Origin of the sequence: Agromyces sp. NDB4Y10 (assembly GCF_001620055.1) — a bacterium.
Lineage (GTDB): Bacteria > Actinomycetota > Actinomycetes > Actinomycetales > Microbacteriaceae > Agromyces > Agromyces indicus.
Map to the genome: position 1 here is coordinate 168,825 of NZ_LQGY01000055.1, position 19,930 is coordinate 188,754.

The 19,930-nt window shown below is 70.3% G+C and carries 22 protein-coding genes and 1 tRNA gene; 9 read left to right on the plus strand and 14 right to left on the minus strand.

Going from position 1 to position 19,930, the window contains the following annotated elements; genetic code table 11:
* Positions 1-49 precede the first annotated feature (49 nt).
* Complete coding sequence (locus tag AVP42_RS13090) at positions 50-1,186, plus strand: NAD(P)/FAD-dependent oxidoreductase (RefSeq protein WP_197467023.1); 1,137 nt, start codon at positions 50-52, stop codon at positions 1,184-1,186.
* Between the two features lie 197 nt (positions 1,187-1,383).
* Here the strand turns inward: AVP42_RS13090 and AVP42_RS13095 are convergent, their stop codons facing one another.
* From AVP42_RS13095 to AVP42_RS13105, 3 genes are read right to left on the minus strand one after another with little or no spacing between them, the layout of a single operon-like run.
* On the minus strand, positions 1,384-1,644 hold the full coding sequence (locus AVP42_RS13095) for an SHOCT domain-containing protein (RefSeq protein WP_082847257.1): 261 nt from the start codon (positions 1,642-1,644) through the stop codon (positions 1,384-1,386).
* The gene (locus AVP42_RS13100; protein WP_067949710.1) at positions 1,641-2,348 is read right to left on the minus strand and encodes a hypothetical protein; all 708 of its coding nucleotides are present in this window, start codon (positions 2,346-2,348) and stop codon (positions 1,641-1,643) included. Before AVP42_RS13100 ends, AVP42_RS13095 begins: the two co-directional genes overlap by 4 nt.
* 33 nt (positions 2,349-2,381) lie before the next feature.
* Entirely contained in the window at positions 2,382-2,681 is a 300-nt protein-coding gene (locus AVP42_RS13105) for an alkylmercury lyase (RefSeq protein ID WP_067949712.1), read from the minus strand.
* Positions 2,682-2,737: 56 nt separating this feature from the next.
* On the opposite strand from AVP42_RS13105, the gene AVP42_RS13110 reads away from it, so the two are divergent.
* The gene (locus AVP42_RS13110) at positions 2,738-3,169 is read left to right on the plus strand and encodes a heavy metal-responsive transcriptional regulator (RefSeq protein WP_067949714.1); all 432 of its coding nucleotides are present in this window, start codon (positions 2,738-2,740) and stop codon (positions 3,167-3,169) included.
* A gap of 110 nt (positions 3,170-3,279) precedes the next feature.
* Positions 3,280-3,744: a YdeI/OmpD-associated family protein gene (locus AVP42_RS16310; protein ID WP_082847258.1), complete on the plus strand. Its 465-nt coding sequence runs from the start codon at positions 3,280-3,282 to the stop codon at positions 3,742-3,744.
* 234 nt (positions 3,745-3,978) lie between these two features.
* On the opposite strand, the gene AVP42_RS16490 is transcribed toward AVP42_RS16310, so the two are convergent.
* Complete coding sequence (locus AVP42_RS16490; protein ID WP_157356842.1) at positions 3,979-4,395, minus strand: hypothetical protein; 417 nt, start codon at positions 4,393-4,395, stop codon at positions 3,979-3,981.
* Between the two features lie 529 nt (positions 4,396-4,924).
* Between AVP42_RS16490 and AVP42_RS16495 the strand changes: the two genes are divergently transcribed.
* Positions 4,925-5,007: transfer RNA gene (locus AVP42_RS16495), tRNA-Gly, on the plus strand.
* A gap of 183 nt (positions 5,008-5,190) precedes the next feature.
* Here AVP42_RS16495 and AVP42_RS13120 read toward each other — a convergent pair.
* The 6 genes from AVP42_RS13120 to AVP42_RS13145 form a co-directional block, all read right to left on the minus strand.
* A complete protein-coding gene (locus AVP42_RS13120) occupies positions 5,191-6,438 on the minus strand; it encodes an RNA polymerase sigma factor (RefSeq protein ID WP_067949715.1) in 1,248 nt (415 codons plus the stop codon).
* A gap of 13 nt (positions 6,439-6,451) precedes the next feature.
* Positions 6,452-6,802 carry a YciI family protein gene (locus AVP42_RS13125; protein ID WP_067949717.1) on the minus strand — a complete coding sequence of 117 codons (351 nt, stop codon included), beginning with the start codon at positions 6,800-6,802 and terminating at the stop codon, positions 6,452-6,454.
* Between the two features lie 198 nt (positions 6,803-7,000).
* Positions 7,001-7,357, minus strand: a complete 357-nt coding sequence (locus AVP42_RS13130; protein ID WP_067949719.1) for a YciI family protein — start codon at positions 7,355-7,357, stop codon at positions 7,001-7,003.
* A 120-nt stretch (positions 7,358-7,477) separates the two neighbouring features.
* Entirely contained in the window at positions 7,478-7,921 is a 444-nt protein-coding gene (locus tag AVP42_RS13135) for a VOC family protein (RefSeq protein ID WP_067949721.1), read from the minus strand.
* A gap of 63 nt (positions 7,922-7,984) precedes the next feature.
* Positions 7,985-9,595, minus strand: coding sequence for an amidohydrolase (locus AVP42_RS13140; RefSeq protein ID WP_067949722.1), 1,611 nt, complete (start codon positions 9,593-9,595; stop codon positions 7,985-7,987).
* The gene (locus tag AVP42_RS13145) at positions 9,592-11,040 is read right to left on the minus strand and encodes a cytosine permease (RefSeq protein WP_157356843.1); all 1,449 of its coding nucleotides are present in this window, start codon (positions 11,038-11,040) and stop codon (positions 9,592-9,594) included. The genes AVP42_RS13140 and AVP42_RS13145 overlap by 4 nt, the downstream gene beginning before the upstream one ends.
* A gap of 84 nt (positions 11,041-11,124) precedes the next feature.
* Between AVP42_RS13145 and AVP42_RS13150 the strand changes: the two genes are divergently transcribed.
* On the plus strand, positions 11,125-11,772 hold the full coding sequence (locus tag AVP42_RS13150; protein ID WP_067949723.1) for a TetR/AcrR family transcriptional regulator: 648 nt from the start codon (positions 11,125-11,127) through the stop codon (positions 11,770-11,772).
* Between the two features lie 198 nt (positions 11,773-11,970).
* Entirely contained in the window at positions 11,971-13,008 is a 1,038-nt protein-coding gene (locus AVP42_RS13155) for a TerC family protein (RefSeq protein ID WP_067949724.1), read from the plus strand.
* A gap of 28 nt (positions 13,009-13,036) precedes the next feature.
* On the opposite strand, the gene AVP42_RS13160 is transcribed toward AVP42_RS13155, so the two are convergent.
* A complete protein-coding gene (locus AVP42_RS13160; protein WP_067949726.1) occupies positions 13,037-13,510 on the minus strand; it encodes a GNAT family N-acetyltransferase in 474 nt (157 codons plus the stop codon).
* Positions 13,511-13,587: 77 nt separating this feature from the next.
* On the opposite strand from AVP42_RS13160, the gene AVP42_RS13165 reads away from it, so the two are divergent.
* From AVP42_RS13165 to AVP42_RS13175, 3 genes are all read left to right on the plus strand, one after another.
* The gene (locus AVP42_RS13165; protein ID WP_067949728.1) at positions 13,588-14,196 is read left to right on the plus strand and encodes a TetR/AcrR family transcriptional regulator; all 609 of its coding nucleotides are present in this window, start codon (positions 13,588-13,590) and stop codon (positions 14,194-14,196) included.
* A 103-nt stretch (positions 14,197-14,299) separates the two neighbouring features.
* Complete coding sequence (bla, locus tag AVP42_RS13170) at positions 14,300-15,238, plus strand: class A beta-lactamase (RefSeq protein ID WP_067949730.1); 939 nt, start codon at positions 14,300-14,302, stop codon at positions 15,236-15,238.
* Between the two features lie 69 nt (positions 15,239-15,307).
* Positions 15,308-15,643: a hypothetical protein gene (locus AVP42_RS13175; protein WP_067949732.1), complete on the plus strand. Its 336-nt coding sequence runs from the start codon at positions 15,308-15,310 to the stop codon at positions 15,641-15,643.
* Between the two features lie 20 nt (positions 15,644-15,663).
* Here AVP42_RS13175 and AVP42_RS13180 read toward each other — a convergent pair whose 3' ends face one another.
* From AVP42_RS13180 to AVP42_RS13190, 3 genes are read right to left on the minus strand one after another with little or no spacing between them, the layout of a single operon-like run.
* Complete coding sequence (locus AVP42_RS13180) at positions 15,664-16,335, minus strand: GAP family protein (RefSeq protein ID WP_067949734.1); 672 nt, start codon at positions 16,333-16,335, stop codon at positions 15,664-15,666.
* Positions 16,332-18,005: a SulP family inorganic anion transporter gene (locus tag AVP42_RS13185; protein ID WP_067949736.1), complete on the minus strand. Its 1,674-nt coding sequence runs from the start codon at positions 18,003-18,005 to the stop codon at positions 16,332-16,334. The genes AVP42_RS13180 and AVP42_RS13185 overlap by 4 nt, the downstream gene beginning before the upstream one ends.
* Positions 18,002-19,918, minus strand: a complete 1,917-nt coding sequence (locus AVP42_RS13190) for an alkyl/aryl-sulfatase (RefSeq protein WP_067949738.1) — start codon at positions 19,916-19,918, stop codon at positions 18,002-18,004. Before AVP42_RS13190 ends, AVP42_RS13185 begins: the two co-directional genes overlap by 4 nt.
* Between the last annotated feature and the right edge of the window lie 12 nt (positions 19,919-19,930).

Consider the following 19,930-nt stretch of genomic DNA (forward strand, 5'->3'; position numbering starts at 1 on the left):
CGCCTTCGTCTGGATGGACGGCCGAGGGCCGAAGTGGTAGCCGCACCGGGTGAGCCGCGTCGACAAGCGGTCGGCAGCCGTGGTGGTTGAGGTCGCGGTGGTAGGCGGCGGCCAGGCCGGCCTCGCCATGAGCCACCAGCTCTCCCGCGCCGGGGTCGACCATGTCGTGCTCGAGGCGGAATCCGTGACGGGGGCGAGCTGGGCTCGACGCTGGGACTCGCTGCGACTGTTCACGCCCGCCGGGTACTCGGCCCTGCCCGGCATGCCGTTCCCCGGCGGTGTCGGATCCCACCCCGGCAAGGACGAGGTTGCCCGTTACCTGGGCAGCTACGCCGACGCGTTCCGGTTGCCGATCGAGCGGAACGCGCGAGTCGTCTTGCTCCGCCGGAAGGACGGACTGTTCCGCCTAGAGACTCCATCCCGGGCGTACGACGCGCGACGCGTGGTCGTCGCGACGGGTGCGTTCGGCTCGCCGTGGACGCCGCCGGTCGCCACGCGGGTCGCTTCGAACGTCGCGCAACTCCACGCCGACCGATACCGAGGCCCGCGTGACGTCCCGCCCGGTCGGGTGGTGGTCGTCGGCGCCGGAAACACCGGGTGCCAGCTCGCCTTGGAACTCGCGCGCGCCAGCCGGGAGGTTATCCTCGCGGGCCGCTCCATCCGTGCCCTCCCACAGCGGCTGCTCGGCCGCGACCTCTTCTGGTGGCTCGATCAGACCGGACTCGTCCGAGTCCCGGCCGACTCCGCCCTCGGCAGGTTGCTGCGCGCGAACGATCCAGTCATCGGCACCACCTCGCGGATGCTCCGCCGGGCCGGCGTCGCGCGCGCCGGCCGCGTCATCGCCGCCGACGACGACGGGCTCGTCTTCGACGACGGCGCACGCGTTGCCGCTGACGCCGTCATCTGGGCCACCGGCTACCGCCATGACGACCGCTGGATCCACGTTCCGGGCGCCCTCGACGAGACCGGTGCGCTCCTCCTCGACGGGCTCGACACCCCGGTGCCTGGCCTGCACGCGGTCGGCCGACCTTGGCAGCGGACGCGCGGGTCCGCGCTGATCGGATTCGTCGGGGTCGACGCCAGTGAGCTCACGGCACGGATCGTTCGGACCCACCCGGTTGGGGCGAGCAGCGAGTCAACTTCCGGTACTCAGGTGGTCGGCGATGAAGTCGCCCGCGAGCGCTGAACTGCGGGGATGAGCCTCTCAAGGGCGTCGCACGGGCGGTCGTCGGTAGAGCGTGTCGCTCGTGTCGCCGAAAGAATGGTTCGCTGCAGAGCCCTCGGCTACATCAAGAGACCTGTCCATCGCGGCCGGCGTCTTTTCCCGCGCTGTCGGGATCATGCTCAGCCTTGAGATACCAGCGATCAGCATGTCCGGCTCGGCTAACGCCGGCGTCCCTCTTCCAGAGTGTCCAGCAGCTCGCGGTACTGCTCAGGGGTGATCTCGCCGCGCGCCAGGCGCTCCTCGAGCAGTCGACGAGCAGGGTCGGTCGTGTCGCTCGGCCCGGTCGGTCCACGACCCGGCGATCCCCCCGAACGCACCAGCAGCACGATCATGACGATGATTCCGGCGATGACCAGCAGGGGAATCAACACCGCGGGGATCCACATCCACCATCCGCCGAATCCGTAGTCCCACATCATCTCGGGTCTCCCATCGTTGCCCTGCAATTCAACGCCGCGTCGACGCCGAACGTCGGGCCCTTCGACCCGGAAATCCGGGCGGGCACGAACCGGACACCGCGGCACGAGGTCATCCGGATGCGGCCTCGCACAGCCGAAGGGTGCTTGGCAGCCCGCGCCCGCCGGCGAGCGGTGCTGGTGCGATCGACGAACATGATCGTGACTACCACGGTGAGTGCTGCTACCCACCCGAGGCCGATGAGCAGTCCGCCGGTTTCGTCGAGCTCCTCGGTGAGCCCGGTGTCGATCAGTAGCCGATAGGGGCCGTAACCGGGAAGCAGCACGGCGGGTTCGGGAGGCTCCAGCCGAAGCATGGGGCTCTGCGTGATCCCGAGACCGAGGAACGGAACGACGAACGCGATCAGCACACCGGCGACCCGCCCGAGGAGGAACCCCAGGCGCATCCCGAGCAATGCGTAGACCGCTGCGAGCAGGAGCATGCCGCCCGTGAATCCCGGCCGCTGCTCCGCCGGGAACGCCATCGCGGTGAGCGCCAATGACGCCGCGGAGGTGATCAGGACCGCCACGGCGACCTCGCCGAATCGGGCCCAGCAGCAGCGCGGACCGATGCATCCCGGACTGGACGAGCACCTCGCGCCCCGCACCGGATCGCGACGTTCCAGCCGCTCGCGGCCGCCTTGGCCGCCGGCGGCGATCGCCGCCATGCCGGCCCGACGACGACCGGGTCGTGTTCTCGTTCAGACATCGCCGAGCACCTCCCGCAGCTGCGCCTTCGTCGGCGCACCGGCCGGGCCCGCCGGGGTGGCGTAGATCCGGCACGCGAGACCCACCGGGGCGTTCGGGTAGGCGAACGGGTCGATCCCGTCGACCAGGATGCTCGGCGAACCACGGAACCCGATCCGCTCGGCCTGCTCCGCCGTCGCGACGAGCTCCCGCCTCAATGTCAGATCGGGCCTGCCGGAGATGAGCTCGGTCAGCTGGCGCTCGACGGTCGTCCAGTTCGGGCAGCCGTCGAAGTACTGCAGCGTGATCTCCATACCCGCGACGCTAGACCTTGAACCCGACTTCAAGGTCAAGGACGTAGCATGACGGCATGCGGATCGGAGAACTCGCCGACGCCGTGGGTGTCAGCACCCAGGCCGTCCGGTACTACGAACGCGAACGGCTGATGCCGGCGCCGACGCGGGGCGGCAATGGCTACCGCGCGTACGACGACCAGGCCGTCGCGAGGGTCGGCTTCATCCGGACGGCGCAATCGGCCGGGCTCACCCTCGTCCAGATCCGCAGCATCCTCGACCTGCGCGACCGGGGCGTGATCCCCTGCGACCACGTCTCGGACCTCATCGACGACCGACTCGCCGAGGTCCGCCGTCGCATGGCCGAGCTGGCAGCCCTCGAGGAGGAACTCGTCCAGCTCCGCGATCGCAGCGAACGCCTGAACCCAGCCGACTGCAGCGACGGCGACATCTGCCACATCATCACTGCCCAGCCCCAGCCCCAGCCCCAGCCCGCAGTATCCGAATAGGACCTCGCTCTGAAGCGGCCAGCCTGGTGACCGGCCGCGGCCCGCTTGCGGCGACTCGAGTCGTCAGCGCGGCCATTCTCGTTCGACCCCCCACGTGACAGGCTTCGTCCATGGACACTCAGCGGCGCTTCCGAACCACGGTCTCAGTCGACCAGCGCGGGCGCACCATCGTGCCCATCCCGTTCGACCCGGACGAGGCCTGGGGCGCGAAACCGCGCCACCCGGTGCGGGGGTCGGTCGCCGGCTGTTCAATGCGCGGCACCGTCGAGAAGCAGGAAGACGGGCCACTGGTCACCCTCGGACCAGCATGGACACAAGTCCCTCTGCGCGACGGGGCCGAGGTCGAAGTCGTGCTCGAGCCTGAAGGACCACAGCGGGCCGACCTCGCGCCCGACATCGCGGCAGCACTCGACTCCGAACCGGACGCCGCAACGTTCTTCGACTCCCTCGCGCAGTTCTACCGCAAGGCGTGGCTGCGGTGGATCGACTCCACCAAGCGGAACCCCGAACAGCGTCCAGTGCCCATCGCGGAGATGGTCAGGCACCTGCAAGAAGGACGCAAGGAGCGGCCATAGGCGCCAGGGTGCCCTTCTCACGCATCCGGCGACCCCTTGGTCACAGAAGGTCGTCGCCTCCTCTCCTGAGATCACGGAGCACCTTGTCCGCCGAATGCCGAGATCCGGCTGACTCGGCCGTTCCGGCCCTCTTTGCGATCGCGCCGCGAGACCGCGGGCGGCTTTGAGTCGCCGACGGCGGCGCAGCGGAACAGGCGCCGAACGAACGCCGGCGCATCCGATACAACGTCCAGATCAGCCAGTCGCGAGCTTCGGGCAGGCCTTGAAGGCCGGGAAGTTGGGGTCGGGTTCGATCAGTTCGAGGTAGACCGGGACGCTGGGGTCGATGACGACGAATACACCGGTTCCGACTACCTTCACGTTCGGAAGGTCGTAGTTGAACTCGACGAGCAAGCCGGGCCCTGCGCTTCCTGTGATCGGGACGAGGTCTCCTGTGACGAAGCCGGATGCGATGAGCGGCTTCGCGAAGTTGTCAGCCCGGCTGCCGCCCGAGATCCCGGGTGGGGCGAGCTCTCCCTGACCGGAGCACCATTGGCCTACGATCTCGTGCACGGTGGCCGATGCTGGTGCGGCCTGAGCGAACACGATGCCGACAGCCGCGGTGGCGGCGATCAGGGCACGTGTAGCGAAGCGTTTCGTGTGATGGGGCATCTTGGCCTCCGGAGTTCTGAGTTGCGTCCGACCAGGGCGGCCGAACGTCCTCTGCGGGCGGCGAGGCGGCATCGGGTTACCGTCGCCAGCACTTCCGGCGACATGGGTAAGGTCGTCCCGGACGTGCGCCGCCCCCGCAGGGGTCTCTCACGCCACTCCGCACGTTACACCCGGGCATGCGGTGCCGGGAATCGTTCTTGAGGGAACCTCATATCCCCAGAACGGGGCATGCGCCGCACCGATCGCCAGGCCCGCCGTTCGACAGATGCGAGCGCTCGATGTCGCTTGTGTCGGGGTCCGGTTAAGGCATGGCGCCGCACGCAGAGCCCGCCACGCGACGAACGGCGTGCAGATGCCGTTCCGGCTCAGCAACCCGGTGCGGGCGCTCAATTGCTACCCTGCACCGAGGCCGGGTCGTGTAGGCCGACCGCCAGCAGGAAGGGGCCCTCGTAGTCACTTAATAGTCACAAATTCGAGGTCACGTTGATTCACTCGAGTTCACACTTCCCCGTGATTCCGGGGCTCGTGAGCCCAGGTGAAGTCGAGTGAATCACTACTGGATAACTTCTGCTTCCCAAGCAGACAGCGCGGGTTCGATTCCCGTCATCGGCTCTTCGCGAATTCCCTTGGTCAGACCTCGTTTCTGCGGCAGTCCGGCACGGCCGCCAACGACCTCAGGGGCGATCTCCTCGAGGTGGGCCGCCGGTGCGGTAGCCGCTCCCTCCACGCGCCGCGGGCCACGGCGGTCGTCTCAGCGGGTCGACGACGGGCCGGTGGCAGGGGGAAGAGCCCGCCTCAGCGATCGACCCGCGCCGCCAGCAGGCGCCGCTCGGCGTCGTTGGCCGTGAGTTCCAGGGCGCGCAGATCCTCGGCCATCGCCTCATCCCGACGGCCGAGGTGCCGGAGCATCCGCGCGCGCACGGCGTGCCAGAGGTGGTACCCCGTGAGGGCGCGTCCGAGCGCATCCACCTCGTCGAGTGCCGCCTGTGGTCCGTCGACCTCGGCGAGCGCCACCGCGCGGTTCAGCCGTACGACCGGCGAGCGGTCGTACGCCAGCAGCATGTCGTAGAGCGTGAGCACCTGGAGCCAGTCGGTGTCGCCGCCGTCGCGCGTATCGGAGTGGCATGCGGCGATCGCCGCGTGCAACTGCCATCGCCCCGGGCGGCGGAGCTTCGCCGCCTTCTCGAGCACGGCCTGTGCCTCGGCGATCAGCCGGCGATCCCACCGCGCGCGGTCCTGATCGGCGAGCAGGATGAGCTCTCCATCGACGGCGCGTGCCCCTTCGCGTGCTCGATGGAACAGCAGCAGTGCGAGCAGTCCCTGCGCCTCCGCCTCGCGCGGCAGTTCGTGCGCGACGACGCGCGCGAGCCACACGGCGTCGTCGGCGAGGTCGCGGTCCGCAGCCGCGTCTCCGCCCGCGACCAGGTGGGCCTCGCTGTACATCACGGAGACGACGGTCAGGACGATGTCCAGGCGCGCGGCCCGCTCGGATCCCTCGGGGATCCGTAGTGGGATGCCGGTCGCACCGATCTTCCGCTTGGCCCGCACGATCCGCTGCGCGACCGTCGATTCCGGGGCCAGGGTGGCTCGCGCGATCTGCGCGGTCGTGAGGCCGCAGATCGCCCGGAGGGTGAGGGCGAGCTGCGCGTCCGGGGAGATGGCGGGGTGACAGCAGCCGAACAGGAGCGGCAGTCGCTCGTCGGGCTCGCCGGTGAGCGGGGCGGCATCGGCGGGATCGGCGAGCAAGGCCAGCTTCTCGCGGTACCGCTTCTCGCGCCGCAGGCGGTCGATGGCGTTGTGGCGGGCCGCCTGCGTCAGCCATCCCCCGGGATTGGGGGGCACCCCGCGCGTCCGCCACTGGCGCACGGCCTCCTCGATCGCCTCGGCGACCGCCTCCTCGGCGAGGTCGAGGCTCCCGAGCCACCCCGTGAGCGCCGCGACGATGCGCGCGGACTCCTCGCGGATCACCCTCGCGAGGAGTCGATCGGATGCCGCGGCGTGCCCCCGGCCCGACTCCGCGGCCGCGCCATCCGTTTCGTTCACGGTCGACGTGGCTTCAGTAGACGACGATCGGGCGGATCTCGACCGCGACGCCGGGCAGCTCGAGCAGCGGCCACGTCTTCACGATGGCGATCGCCGCATCGAGGTCGGGCACGTCGATCACCTGGAATCCGCCGATGACCTCCCTCGCCTCCGAGAACGGCCCGTCGGCCACGACCGGCTCGTCGCCGCCGTGGCTGACCGTGGTCGCGGTGGTGACCGGCTGCAGCTGGGCGCCGGACTCGGTCATCACCTCGCGGTGCGTGCCGAACCAGTCGTAGGTGCGGCGATAGGCCTGCTCGACCTGCTCGGGCGAGGCCGCTGCCTCGAGTTCGGGCGTGGTGGTGAACATGATGACGTACTTCACGGTCGTGTCCTTCCGTCATGGGAACCGTTTCATCCCTACAGCGAACGGGCAAGCACGAATTCGACACGAGCCGCTCGGAAATCCACTTCTTCGCCTGGGTACTCCGCGCCGGCATCGAACCCGAGGGCACCAGACGCGGCACGGCAGCGACCGCGTCCGCCTGCACGGCGGACGCGGTCGGCTCGCGGGTGTAAGCGATCAGAACGGGTTGGTCGCCGTGTCCACGAGCGGGCGGACTTCGACGCCGCCGCCGGAGGCGGGACACAGCTTGGCGAGCTCGACGGCATGCTCGAGGTCGCGCGCCTCGACCACGTAGTAGCCGAGGAGGGCCTCCCTGCTGCGGACGAACGGGCCGTCCGTCACCGTGCCGCCACCCGTGATCGTGGTCGCCGTCGTCACGGGCGCGAGCGCCCCGCCGCCCGTCAGGGACCCACCCAGCTCGGAGACGCGCTCGGTGAACGTGTGGTGCGCGTCGACCACCGTGGCCCACCCCTCGGGCGGCATGGTCTCGTAGAACGACGGGTCTTCGTAGATGAGGATCGCGAACTGGGACATGGAACAGCCTCCTGCACTGGGTCGCGGACCGGCCTGTCCGGCTCCGTCACAGAGACAGCGAACGTCCGCCCGCGAAATCGACAACCACCGGGAAGAGACTCCGGACGACTCGCGCTTCGCTCACCGGGCGTCGCGCTTCAGTTCCTGAGCGAGCATCACGATGATGCCGCTGGGGCCGCGGACGTACGTGAGCTTGTAGAGGTCCTCGTACTCCGCCACGCCACGGAGGGGATGGCAGCCGTGCCGTGCGGCGATCGCGAGGGCCTCGTCGATGTCGTCGACCGAGAAGGCGACGCGGTGCATGCCGATCTCATTGGGGAGCGTCGGCTGCGTCTCGATGGCCAGGCCGTCGAGGTACTCGAACAGCTCGAGCCGACCGGAGCCGTCCGGCGTCTGCAGCATCGCGATGCGGGCGTGGTTGCCATCCAGGCCGACGGCGGTGTCCGTCCATTCGCCGCTCACCTCGTCGCGCCCGACGAGCTCAAGGCCGAGGTCGGTGAAGAAGGCGATCGTCGCGTCGAGATCCCGGACGGCGATCCCCACGTTCTCGAGTCGTATGGCCATGCGCCGCATGGTATCGAGCAGGGTCCGCCTTCCGACACCGCGTGGCGCCCAGCAGCATCCGTCTCAGAGTCGGAACCGCGTGCGACCGGCGACGATCGTCTCCACGACCTGCGCCTCCAGAAGCGAGTGCGGTCCGCACTCGAACGGGTCGGTGTCGAGCACTACGACGTCGGCCGCGTAGCCCGGCGCGATCCGGCCGCGCCAGTCGCCGTCGCCGACGGATGCCGCGGCGTCCCGGGTCGCATGGCCGAGCGCTCGGTCGAGGGGCAGCGCGTACTGCGGATGGACTGCCGGTACCGACGGGTCGAGCGCCGAGGCGCGCGTCGAGGCGACGTACATGTTCGCCAGGGCGGCATGCGGCGCGGTCGGCGCGTCGGTCGAGAAGGCGAGCAGGGCTCCCGCGTCCTCGTATTCGGACCACGGGAATGCGCGCTCGACCCGATGGTCGCCGAGCATCTCGGCCCAGTTGGCGAAGATCGCGGGGTCGGCGTGCACCGGCTGCATCGAGGCGGTGACGCCGAGTCGCGCCATCCGCTCGGCCGTACCGGGGGCGGCGTACTCGAGGTGCTCGATGCGGTGGTGACGGTTCCGTTCGCCGTTCACGGCGAGCGCGCGTTCGATCGCGTCGAGCGCGATCTCGCTCGCATAATCGCCGATCGCATGCAGGGCGACCTGCAGGCCGGCCGCATCGGCGGCAGCGACGACGGGCTCGAGGTGTTCGAGCGGCCAGATCGGTCTCGCGTTCGATCCGTCGGCGTACGGATGGCGCAGGGCGGCGGTGCAGGCGTCGATGGTGCCGTCGAGGATGAGCTTGATCCCCACGACCCGCAACCAGGGCGACGGCGGGTCGGCGGCCAGCTCGGCGGCGCGTGCGACCTGGGCGAGGTTCGCGGCCTCGTCACCGGTGTTGTCGATGATCCAGTGCGCGGCGACGCGGAGCGGCAGCTCCCCGCCGTGACGCGCGCGGGCGCGCTCGAACGCCGCGAGGCCGAACTCGTCGAACGCCATGTCGACCACGCCGGTGACCCCGCTCGCCAGGTAGGCGTCGATGGCGCGCTGCGCGTCCTCGTCGCGGTCCTCGTCGGTCGCTGCCGCGTCCCGCTGCGCCCACGCGTACTGCATCGCCGCGGTCTCGTAGAGCAGTCCGGTCGGTTCGCCTCCCGCATCCCGGGCGATCTCGCCGCCGAGCGGGTCGGCCGTGTCGCGCGTGATGCCCATCTCGGCGAGCGCCGCGGAGTTCACCCAGCATGAGTGGTAGTCGTTCGCGTCGAGGTAGACGGGGATATCGGCGACGACCGCGTCGATCATCGCGGCGGTGGGCGCGCCGCCCGGCACCGAATCGAAGAGCCACCCCCGGCCCCGCAGCACGGTCGCCTCGGGATCCTCCTCGCGCGCCCGGCGCAGGCGGGCCTGGATCTCGTCGAGCGATCGGGCATCGGTCAGGTGCACCTGGGCGAGGGCGGCCCCCATCATGAGCAGGTGCGTGTGGGCGTCCGTGAATCCCGGGAGCACGAGCCGGCCGCGCAGGTCGACCGTGAGGTCGGCGGGCGGCGCATCGTCGTCGGCGCCGACGAACACGATGGTGTCGTCGCGGATGGCGAAGGCCTCGGCCCACGCGCGTTCCGGGGCGGGGTCGGCGGTGAAGACGCGCCCGTTGACATAGCGGGTGATCACGGGCGGCCCCTTCCTCCGAGCGGCGTGCGCAGCAGGCCCGCGTAGAGCGCGCCGGCGACGAGCATGCCGACGGGCACCGAGAGGTCGATGAACTGCGTGGCTTCCGCGACGGGGCCCGCCCAGACGCTCGTGGCCAGGCAGAGCGCCGTCGCCAGCCCACCGAGGAGCAGGGCGGCCACGCCCGGGACGCTCCATCCCCTCGTGTACCAGAACCGGCCCCCCGGGTGGTCGTCGAACAGCTCGGCACCGTCGTACGCGTAGCGGCGCAGCAGCACGTCGACGACGAAGATCGCCATTGCGGGTCCCGACACGATGACCAGGAACTGCAGCATGAGGTTCGCCGCCTCCAGCAGGCTCGACGACAGCACGAGGTAGATCGTCAGGGCGGTTCCCACCACGCCCACGATGATCGCGGCCGGGATGCGGCGGAGCCGGAACCCGATGGCCTGCAACGCCATGCTCGACGTGTACGTGGTCATGGCGTTGAGCGCGATGGTGTTGATCACGACGCCCACCACGAGGACGGGACCGAGCCACGCGGGCAGGAGGTCGAGCAGGGCGGCGTCGAGTCCGCCGTCGAAGGCGGCCGCGCTCATCCCGGTCGCGAGCAGCACGCCGACGCTCGTGAAGGCGATGAAGGGGACGGCGCCGCCGAGCCCCGTCGCGAGGGCGATGCGCGAGGGCTTCGTCGAACGCGGAAGGTACCGCGCGATGTCGGGACTGTTGATGAACGACAGCGGTGTCGAGGCGAGGATGGTGAACCCGATCGTGAGCGACGACCACAGCGCGGCCCCGGTCAGAGGTTCGGGAGCGGTGTACTGCCAGTCGACGGTCGGCAGGATGAAGCCCGCGACCACGAGGAAGATCACGAACAGCGCCGCGGCCATGTAGGAGTAGGCACGGACGATGAGCCCGTGGCCGAAGATGGCGACGACGATCGTGATCGTCGCGACGACGACCGTCACGCCGATCGGCACCCACACGGGGTCGTCCATGCCGAGCCGTCGGAGGAGGTCGGCTCCCATGAAGGATGACGCGAGCCAGGTCAGCGACAGGAAGACGGCGCCGATGAACCATCCGACGAACGCCACGAACAGCCGGTTGCCGAGGATGCCGTACATGGCTCGGGTCACGACGGACCCGGACGTGCCGGCCGCGGGTCCGCTTCCGGCGATGAGCCCGGGGAAGACCCACAGGAGTGACGCCGCGACGATGACGGCGAGCGCCTGCCAGACCTCCAGTCCGAGCAGGATGAGCGTGGCTCCGATGGTGAGGTTCAGGATGCTGACATTCGGTGCCGCCCAGACGAAGAACAGGTCGCGGGCGCGACCGTGTCGTTCCGAATCGCTGACGAGCTCGATGCCGCGCGTCTCCGGGCGGGATGGCGCGTCGACGAACGCGTCGGGGTGGGGCGGCGCGTGCAGCGCGGGCGGGGTCTGGGTCATGGGGGCGCCTTTCACGGGAAGCATCGTTGCTATTGGTCACGTGCCCAATGGACTATTGGTCAGTCATTCAATAGGCTGGCCGACGTGACGTCAAGTCCTGCAGCGACTCGAATCCGGAAGCCCCCGGCGGAACGGCGGGAGGAGATCCTGACCCACGCCGCCGCGATCGCGCTCGAGGGCGGGCTCGAACGGATCACGCTGCGAGCCGTCGCCGAGCGGCTCGGCGTCCGGCCCGGCCTGATCACCCACTACTTCCCCGCCGCGGAGGACCTCGTCATCGAGGCGTTCGTTCGGGCGGCGGTGCACGAACGGGAGCAGTTCTTCCCGACATCCGGCGAACCGCTGGACCGGATGGCGCACTTCATCGCCCATGTCGAGAGCGGCGCGTCGACGCCGCTCGCCCGGTTGTGGCTGAACGCGCGGCACCTGTCCCGATTCAGTCCCGCGCTCGAGGCGGCACTTCAGGAGCAGGATGCCCTCGATCGCGAGCGCCTCACGGAGATCATCGAGGATGGCATGCGGACCGGCCGCTTCCCCGTCGCGGACGCGGAGGCGGCCTGCATCCGCATCCTCATCGCCGTGGACGGCAGCGGGTCGTACGTCAACAGCGCTTCGGAGACCGTGCATCCGGCGCAGGATCACGTCGTGGCCGACATGGCGGAGTGGGCGCTCGGCCTGGACCCCGGCACGCTCCGCGCGGCCGTCGGGGCTCTGCGCCATCCGATCGGGTGAGCCCCGTGGCGCCGCACACGCTCAGACTTTTCCGGGCTTCGCGCAGCGCAGCCGTTTAGACTGGGCCATCCGAGGGGAGTACTCCGGCACGGTCGCTCGTCATTACGGATGCACGTCGCATCCCGGGCCATCGGTTCCTGATCGCAGGGATGGAGGAGACCTTGGCGTCGATCCGTCACGCCAGGTTTGGAGTCCCTCTTGAATGTCACCCCGCTCGTCTGGGCCATCACGATCGCGGTCACGATCGTCTTCTTCGTCTACGAGTTCTTCGCCCACGTGCGGAAGCCCCACGAGCCGACGATCGGGGAGTCGGCCCGATGGTCGGCGTTCTACATCGCGCTCGCGCTGCTGTTCGGCGTCGGCATCGGCGTGGTCTCCGGCTGGACGTTCGGGGGCGAGTACTTCGCGGGCTACCTGACGGAGAAGGCGTTGTCGATCGACAACCTGTTCGTCTTCCTCATCGTGATGGCGAGCTTCGCCGTGCCGAAGATCTACCAGCAGAAGGTGCTGATGATCGGCATCGTGATCGCGCTGGTGCTGCGCGGCATCTTCATAGCCGTCGGCGCCGCCCTGATCGAGAACTTCACCTGGGTCTTCTACCTCTTCGGCGCCCTGCTGCTGTACCTCGCCTGGCACCAGGCGTTCGCGCACGACAGCTCGAACCCGGCCGACGGCAGGTTCATGCGCTTCATCCGCCGGCGCCTCCCGGTCACCAACGAGTACCACGGCGACAGGCTCACGGTGCGGATGGATGGCCGGCGATGGGTGACGCCGATGCTGCTGACCATCATCGCCATCGGCTTCGTCGACCTCATCTTCGCCGTCGACTCGATCCCGGCGATCTACGGGCTGACCGAAGAGGCGTACATCGTGTTCACGGCGAACGTGTTCGCGCTGATGGGGCTGCGACAGCTGTTCTTCCTCATCGGCGGCCTGCTCGAGCGACTGGTGTACCTCGCCCAGGGGCTGGCCGTCATCCTGGCGTTCATCGGCGTGAAGCTGCTCATCCACGCCCTGCACAAGAACGAGCTGCCGTTCATCAACGGCGGCGAGCCGATCACGGTGATCCCCGAGGTCCCCATCTGGCTGTCACTGCTGTTCATCGCGGTGACGATCGCCGTGGCCACCGTCGCGAGCATCGTCAAGACGCGCGGTGCCCGCCGCATCCCGGCGGCCGATCGGGTGGCGGCCGGGGTCACCGAGACGGACGCCCGTGAGGACCGCGCAGTGCGCTGACCCCGCGTGATCCGGTCCGCTGTCGGCTTCAGCGACGCAGGTCCTTGCGGAACAGGACGAGGTCGTCTCCGTCGCTCCAGTAGTCGCGGACCCGCGCGACCTCCTCGTAGCCGAGGCCCGAGTAGAACCCGCGGGTCGCGGTGAACGCGTCGGTGCCGGAGGTCTCGACCAGGAGCAGGCGCTCGCCCTGCTCCCGGAGCTCGGCCTCGACGTGCCGCATCAGCTCGGAGCCGTGACCGCGCCCGTGCGCCGCCTTCGGGACGGCGATCATCGTGAGGTCCCACACGCCCGCGGCCGCCGGCTTCGGCTGGTAGTACACGACCCCGTGGATGCGTCCGTCGATCTCGACGACGCGCATGCGCCGCCCCTCGGGGGCCCCGGTCGCCAGGTAGCCGTCCACGATCTCCTGCACGAAGGGTCGGTCCTCGGGGGCGAACAGTGTGGAGGCGACCGCGACATCGATGATCTCCGTGGCATCCGTCGCGCGGACTTCGCGGATCATACGGCTCCCTTCGATAGAATGTACCGATCGGTACAATACGTCGGAACGAACGACGGCGCAACGAGGAGGATGGTCGGATGAGCACCGGGCCGACGACCGAGAAGGGTCGACGCACGCGGGCGCGGATCGTGGATGCCGCAGCCGAGCTCTTCTACGAGCGCGGCGTCTCGGCGACGGGCCTCGGCGACGTGATCGCCGCCTCCGGCGCCGGCAAGGGCCAGCTCTACCACTTCTTCACCGACAAGGGCGACCTCGTCAGCGCGGTCATCCGGCATCAGGTGGAGGGCACCCTCGCGCCGCAGCGTGAACTGGGGGTGCACCGGCTCGACGATCTTCAGGAGTGGGCCCGCCAAGCCGTGCTGCAGCACGAGCAGTCCCCCGTGATGCGGTGCCCGCTCGGATCCCTCGTCGTCGAACTGTCCGATCGCGACGCCGACGCCGCCTCGGCACTCGAGGCCGGCTTCGCGCAGTGGCGAGAGCTCATGAGCGGATGGATCGCGGAGCTGCAGCGCCGTGGCGAGGCCAGAACCGACCTTCCGGCCGACGACCTCACCGACTCCCTCCTCGCCGCCTACCAGGGCGGGCTCGTCCTCGCCCGATCCCGCGGCGACCTCCGCCCGCTCGAGACCGCACTCGCCTTGGCGATCGAGGGGATCGGCAGCTCCAGGTTCGCCGGCGAGCGGTGACACGACGCCACGTGATCCTGCCGGTGTCCGCACCTCGTCTGGCAGGATGGGGGCTCGGTCGGGACCGGGGCCTGCGAAGGGCCGGGAGACGAGGGGCGCACGGATGACTCGAAGCGCCGTTCGCGGCACCAGGGCGCTCGGCGCGCTGTGGGTGGCGGCCTCCCTCGCCCTGATAGCGTCGGCATGCACTCCCGCCGCATCCGGCGGTTCGCCGACCTCGTCTGCGAGCGAGACCGCCGCAGCGACCCCGGATGCCGCGCAGGAGCTCGACGCGAGCGACGAGCTCAGCGCACTGGAGCAGGAGTACGGCGCCCGTGTCGGCGTCTACGCGATCGACACCGGCTCAGGCGACGTCGTCGCCTACCGCGGCGACGAGCGCTTCGCCTACGCCTCGACGATCAAGGCGTTGCTCGCGGCGGCGATCCTGCAGCAGGTGGACGACCTGGACCGAGTGGTCCCCTACTCCGCGGACGTGCTCGGGAGCCACTCCCCCGTCACCTCCGGGGCCGTCGGCGGCGGACTGAGCGTCCGCGACCTCGCCGAGGCAGCCGTGCGCGTGAGCGACAACACCGCGGCGAACCTGCTGCTCGATCAGCTCGGTGGCCCGGAGGGGTTCGCCGCCGTGCTCGCCGAGGCCGGCGACGCAACGACCAACCCCGTGCGGGTGGAGACCGAGCTGAACACCGCCGTCCCGGGCGACACGCGCGATACGAGCACGCCTCGAGCGCTGGTCGAGTCCCTCCGAGGATTCGCGCTCGGCGGCCTGCTCACCGACGCCCGGTCCGACACCCTGATCGAGTGGATGAGCGGCAATGCCACGGGCGACACCCTCATCCGGGCCGGAGCGCCCGACGCGGCGATCGTCGCCGACAAGTCCGGCACCGGAGGCCACGGCACGCGCAACGACCTCGGGATCGTCTGGCCCGTCGACGGCGAGCCGATCGTCATCGCAGTGCTCACCACCCGTGGCGTCCCGGACGCCCCCAGCGACGACGCACTGGTCGCGGACGCCGCCGCCGCGGTCCTCAGCGCGTTCGGCTGAGCCGGATGCGCGGAAACCCGCCCACGTCAACTGGTTGCCGCGCCGCAGCCGATCTGCTGCGATGAGGCGATGAAGCAACTCACCTACGCGGGCGGTGACGTCCTCACCGGCACCGCGATCGCGGAAGCCGTGATGGACTTCGCCGAAGCGCTCGCCCGGCACGACGACGCGTCGCAGGTCACGTTCCCCGCGCTCGGCGAGGACGGCTCGATCCTGCAGACCACGCTGCTGATCGGCCCGGCCAGCCAGATCGTCGCGCGGGACGTCGAGGTCGAGCACGACGAGCTCGTGGACGACGCGGCGGTCCGCGAGCTGCGCGCCCGGATCCGCGCACTCCGCGCCGGGCCGTCCTCGGGCGACCACGGCGATCACGACGTCGACCACCCGTCGATCGACGAGTTCTAGGCGCCCGGCCGCGGCACCAGTCAGAAGCTGCCGATCCCCTTTCCGATCATCACGACGCCGATCACGAGCAGCAGCACCGCCATCACCGCGGCGTTGTGGTCGACGAGCCACCGACGGAGCGACTCCAGCGGAGCCGACATCCGCTCGGACGCGAGCAGGTAGGCGACCACCGGGATCGCCACCGAGCTCGCCGCGAGCACGGTGAAGACCGCGATCGCGATGGTCGACCCGCCGACGCCCTCGCCCGCGCTGCCGATGAGGACCCCGGCGCCGGCCGCCATGATGAGGTTCTTCGGGTTGATCGCCGCGAGCGCGAACGCCAGCAGGAAGGCGCGTGCGGCGGTCATCTCGCCGATGGCCTCCATCCACTTCGGCAGGGCCGCCGTCTCGCCCGGCTTCGGGCGCCCCTGCCATTGCCGCAGCGCGAGGAACAGCAGCAGGAGGCCCAGCAGGATCTTGATGGTGCCGGCGACGGGCGTCGACGCCTCCGGATCCTGTTCGGGGATCACCGACGCGAGCAGCGTGAACACCGTCACCGCGACGGCGATCCCGACCACCCAGCCCGCCAGGAACCCGAGGCTCGTGCCCCGCGCGCGCGGCGAGAGCAGCATCAGGATCGCCGCGATGATCGGGATGGGGCTGATGGCCACGCCGAGCGCGAGCGGCAGGATGTCGCCGATGACCTGGTTCACGTTCCGTCCTCCGTGCGGGTCGATGCGAGCGCGGCGATCGCCGCGCGATTGGTCTCGTAGACGTCCGGCGGGCCGGGCACACCGAGCGCGGCGAGACGCTGGCGGATGCCGGGGCGGACGCGGCTGAGCGCGACGCCGATCTCGCGGCGCTCGAGCCATTCGAGGAGCGCTTGGAAGCTCTCGGCGCCGGTCACGTCCACGTCGGTCACCGCTTCGAGGTCGATCACGACATGCCGTACCGGGCCGTTCCCGGTCGCGTCGGCCGCGTCGACCGCGCGCTTCACCGCGTCGGCGAAGACGCCGCCGTTCGCGAAGAAGAGCGGCGCCGCGAGGCGGACGACGATGACGCCGGGCGCGGTCACCGCACCGCGGGGTGCCGCGTCGAGCAGCGAGTCGGTCGGTTCGCCGCCCGACTCGAGCACGTCGATGGCGGGGTTCGCCGCGCGCTTGGCGAGGTTGACGAGCGCGAGCACCACCGCCACGAGGATCCCGGCGATCGGGCCGACGAGCAGGGTCACGAGGAAGCACGCCGCCCCGATGACGAACTCGAAGCGGTCGCGCCGCCAGAGGTCGCGGAACTCGCCGATGCCGAGCAGCGGGAGGATCGCGACGGCCACGACGGCCCCGATCGCCGGCGACGGGATGTCGGCGAGCAAGGCCGTGCCGAACAGCAGGAGCAGCAGCGTGCCGACCGCGACGACGACGGACGGCAGCTGCGTCCGAGCGCCGGCCTGGTCGACGGCGGCCGTGCGGGAGGTCGACGCGCCGATGGCGAAGCTGCCCTGCGCGCCCGCTGCCACGTTGGCCACACCGAACGCCAGCAGGTCGCGGTTCGCGCGGAACGGGTAGCGCCGCTTCTCGGCGTACGACCGCGACACGAGCAGCCCCTCCGCCGTCGTCACGAGCGTGAGCGCGATCGCCGAGGGCACCAGCGCGAGCCACGTCGCCCAGTCGAGGATCGGCCACGTGAGCGCCGGCGGCCCGGCCGGCACCTCGCCGAGCACCGCCACGCCGCGCTCCTCGAGGCCTCCGACGACGACCGCGACGGTCGCGGCGACGAGCACGATGAGCGCCCACGGCACCGCACGCGCGAGGCGCCGCCCGACGAGCAGCACCGCGACGGCGACGGCCGAGATGAGCACCGACCATCCGTTCGTCGTGCCGAGCTGCGTCACCAGCTGCACGAGCTTCTCAGGGAACTCGGCCCCCGAGTCGATGCCGACCCCGAGCATCTTCGCCACCTGGCTGAGCAGGATGTCGAGCGCGAGTCCGCCCACGAACCCCACGAGGATCGGCTTCGACAGGAAGTTGGCGAGGAATCCGAGCTTGAACACGGCCAGCAGCACGAACAGGATGCCGCTGATGATCGCCTGCGCCATGGCGAGCGCGGCGTAGTCGGCCGATCCGGCGACCGCGAGCCCGCCGATCGACGAGGCGACCAGGGCGGCGGCCGCGGCATCCGGCGACGCCACGACCTGACGCGACGACACCACGAGCGCGTAGAGGATCGTCGGCACGATCAACGCGTACAGCCCCGCGGTCGGCGGCAGGCCCGCGATCTGCGCGTAGCCGATGTTCAGCGGCACCGCGATGGCGAGCAGGGTCACCCCCGCCACCAGCTCGGTGCCGAGGTTTCGTCGCGTCAGGCCGGCGAACGGCCGCTGCCTCACGGCCGGATGATCTCGAACCACAGCGGGAAGTCGTCGAGCAGGCCGAAGATCCGCGCCACCAGGTCGGCGTCGCCCTCGATGGCGATGTCGGATGCCGCGACGAGCTCGTCGAGCGGCCGACCGCCGAAGAGCGCCTCGGCGAGCGCGCCCTTCGACGACTTCGCCGTGGCATCCGGTTCGGGATGCCGCGCACCGGCCGTGTAGACGAGCACGCCGTTGCGCACCTCGAGCAGGTAGTCCACCGGCCCGTCGGCGGTGTCCTCGACGGTCCACACGACGGTGGCGGTGAGGTCGCCGGTCCGCTCGGCGTTCAGCTTGATGCCCGCGAAGTCGAGGATCATCTCGGTCGTCATCGCAGCGAACACGTCGGGTGTGGCGAGCTGGATGCTTCCGAGGTCGCGCACGCCGTTCCGGAGCTCGACCGCGGCCATCAGGTACTCGTTGCGCCACGTCGCGTTCTCGGCCTGGTAGCCGAGCTGCTCGAGCGCGTCGGCCTGGAGCTCGGCGGCCGCCCGGTTCCCCGGGTCGGCGAACACGACGTGCGTGAGCACCTCGGCGACCCAGCGGTAGTCGCCCTCGTCGAACGACGCCCGGGCCCGCTCGACGACGGCGTCCGCCCCGCCCATGAACTCGACGTAGCGTCGGCCGGATTCGGTCGGCGGCAGGACGTGCAGGTGCGCGGGATGCGAGTCGTACCATCCGAGGTACCGCTGGTACACGGCCTTGGCGTTGTGGTTCAGCGACCCGTAGTAGCCGTGGCTGTACCACTGGCGGTCGAGGCTCGCGGGCAGCCGAAGCTGCTCGGCGATCTCGGTCATGGTGCCGCCGAGGTTCGCGAGCCGCAGGGTCTCGTCATGGATGAACTTGTACAGGTCCCGCTGGTCGCGGAGGTACTCCCGGACGTCGCCGGTGCCCCACCGCGGCCAGCCGTGCTGCGCCACGATCACGTCGGTGTCGTCGCCGAACAGCCGGATGGTCTCGTTCAGCGTCTTCCACCACGTCGCCGCGTCGCGCACCTGCGCCCCGCGCAGCGTGTACAGGTTGTGCATCAGGTGGTTCACGTCCTCCGCGGCGCACAGCAGACGCCGCTGCGGGAAGTGGACCAGGAACTCGGCGGGCGCCTCCGTGCCCGGCGCCATCTGGAAGACCATCTCGACGCCGTCGACGGTGCGCGTCTCGCCCGTGCGCGTGATGAGGTCGGTCGGCGGCACGAGCGTCGAGCCGCCGCCGTTCGCGAGCGCGTTCGCGAGGCCGGCGTCGACGTGCCCCTGCGGCCCGGGCTGCAGCATCGGACCGTACATGTAGATGGCGCGCCGCGTCATCGCCGTGCCGGCGTACACGTTCTCGGCCGCCGCCTCGGCGAGCATGTGGTCGGGTGCGATGACCGGGATGTCGCGGGCTCCCTCGACGACGGCGCGCGAGCCGCCGTAGTGGTCGGGGTGGCTGTGCGTGTAGATCATCGCCGAGACGGGTCGATCGCCTCGGTGGCGGCGGTAGAGCTGGAGCGCCGCGGCCGCCGTCTCGACGAACGACAGCGGGTCGATCACGATCACGCCGGTGTCGCCCTCGACGAACGTGATGTTCGCCAGGTCGAGGCCGCGCACCTGGTACACGCCGTCGACGACCTCGAAGAGGCCGTGGTGGCCGTTCACCTGGGCGTGGCGCCACAGGCTCGGGTGCACCGTGTCGGGCGCCTCGTCCGACTCGGCCACGAAGTCGTGCGCCGAGACGTCCATCACCGGCCTGCCGTCGGCCGCGCGGATCACCGGATCGTCCAGCGTGCCGATGAAGCCGCGTGCCGCGTCCTCGTAATCGCGGCGATCGCCGAGCGGCAGTCCGTCTCGCGCCGCCTGGTTGGCCGCCTTCGTGTGCTCGGTCGCCGGCTTCGGTCCCGACGCTCCCCCCGTTGCCATGCCCGTCCCCCT

What these genes read in the sequence shown, in the direction of transcription:
- AVP42_RS13095 (WP_082847257.1), bottom strand. Translation starts at nt 1,644, where the DNA reads ATGATGTGGGACTACGGATTCGGCGGATGGTGGATGTGGATCCCCGCG.
- AVP42_RS13100 (WP_067949710.1), bottom strand. Translation starts at nt 2,348, where the DNA reads ATGGCGGCGATCGCCGCCGGCGGCCAAGGCGGCCGCGAGCGGCTGGAA.
- AVP42_RS13105 (WP_067949712.1), bottom strand. Translation starts at nt 2,681, where the DNA reads ATGGAGATCACGCTGCAGTACTTCGACGGCTGCCCGAACTGGACGACC.
- AVP42_RS13110 (WP_067949714.1), top strand. Translation starts at nt 2,738, where the DNA reads ATGCGGATCGGAGAACTCGCCGACGCCGTGGGTGTCAGCACCCAGGCC.
- AVP42_RS16310 (WP_082847258.1), top strand. Translation starts at nt 3,280, where the DNA reads ATGGACACTCAGCGGCGCTTCCGAACCACGGTCTCAGTCGACCAGCGC.
- AVP42_RS16490 (WP_157356842.1), bottom strand. Translation starts at nt 4,395, where the DNA reads ATGCCCCATCACACGAAACGCTTCGCTACACGTGCCCTGATCGCCGCC.
- AVP42_RS13130 (WP_067949719.1), bottom strand. Translation starts at nt 7,357, where the DNA reads ATGTCCCAGTTCGCGATCCTCATCTACGAAGACCCGTCGTTCTACGAG.
- AVP42_RS13135 (WP_067949721.1), bottom strand. Translation starts at nt 7,921, where the DNA reads ATGGCCATACGACTCGAGAACGTGGGGATCGCCGTCCGGGATCTCGAC.
- AVP42_RS13145 (WP_157356843.1), bottom strand. Translation starts at nt 11,040, where the DNA reads ATGACCCAGACCCCGCCCGCGCTGCACGCGCCGCCCCACCCCGACGCG.
- AVP42_RS13160 (WP_067949726.1), bottom strand. Translation starts at nt 13,510, where the DNA reads ATGATCCGCGAAGTCCGCGCGACGGATGCCACGGAGATCATCGATGTC.
- AVP42_RS13165 (WP_067949728.1), top strand. Translation starts at nt 13,588, where the DNA reads ATGAGCACCGGGCCGACGACCGAGAAGGGTCGACGCACGCGGGCGCGG.
- bla (WP_067949730.1), top strand. Translation starts at nt 14,300, where the DNA reads ATGACTCGAAGCGCCGTTCGCGGCACCAGGGCGCTCGGCGCGCTGTGG.
- AVP42_RS13175 (WP_067949732.1), top strand. Translation starts at nt 15,308, where the DNA reads ATGAAGCAACTCACCTACGCGGGCGGTGACGTCCTCACCGGCACCGCG.
- AVP42_RS13190 (WP_067949738.1), bottom strand. Translation starts at nt 19,918, where the DNA reads ATGGCAACGGGGGGAGCGTCGGGACCGAAGCCGGCGACCGAGCACACG.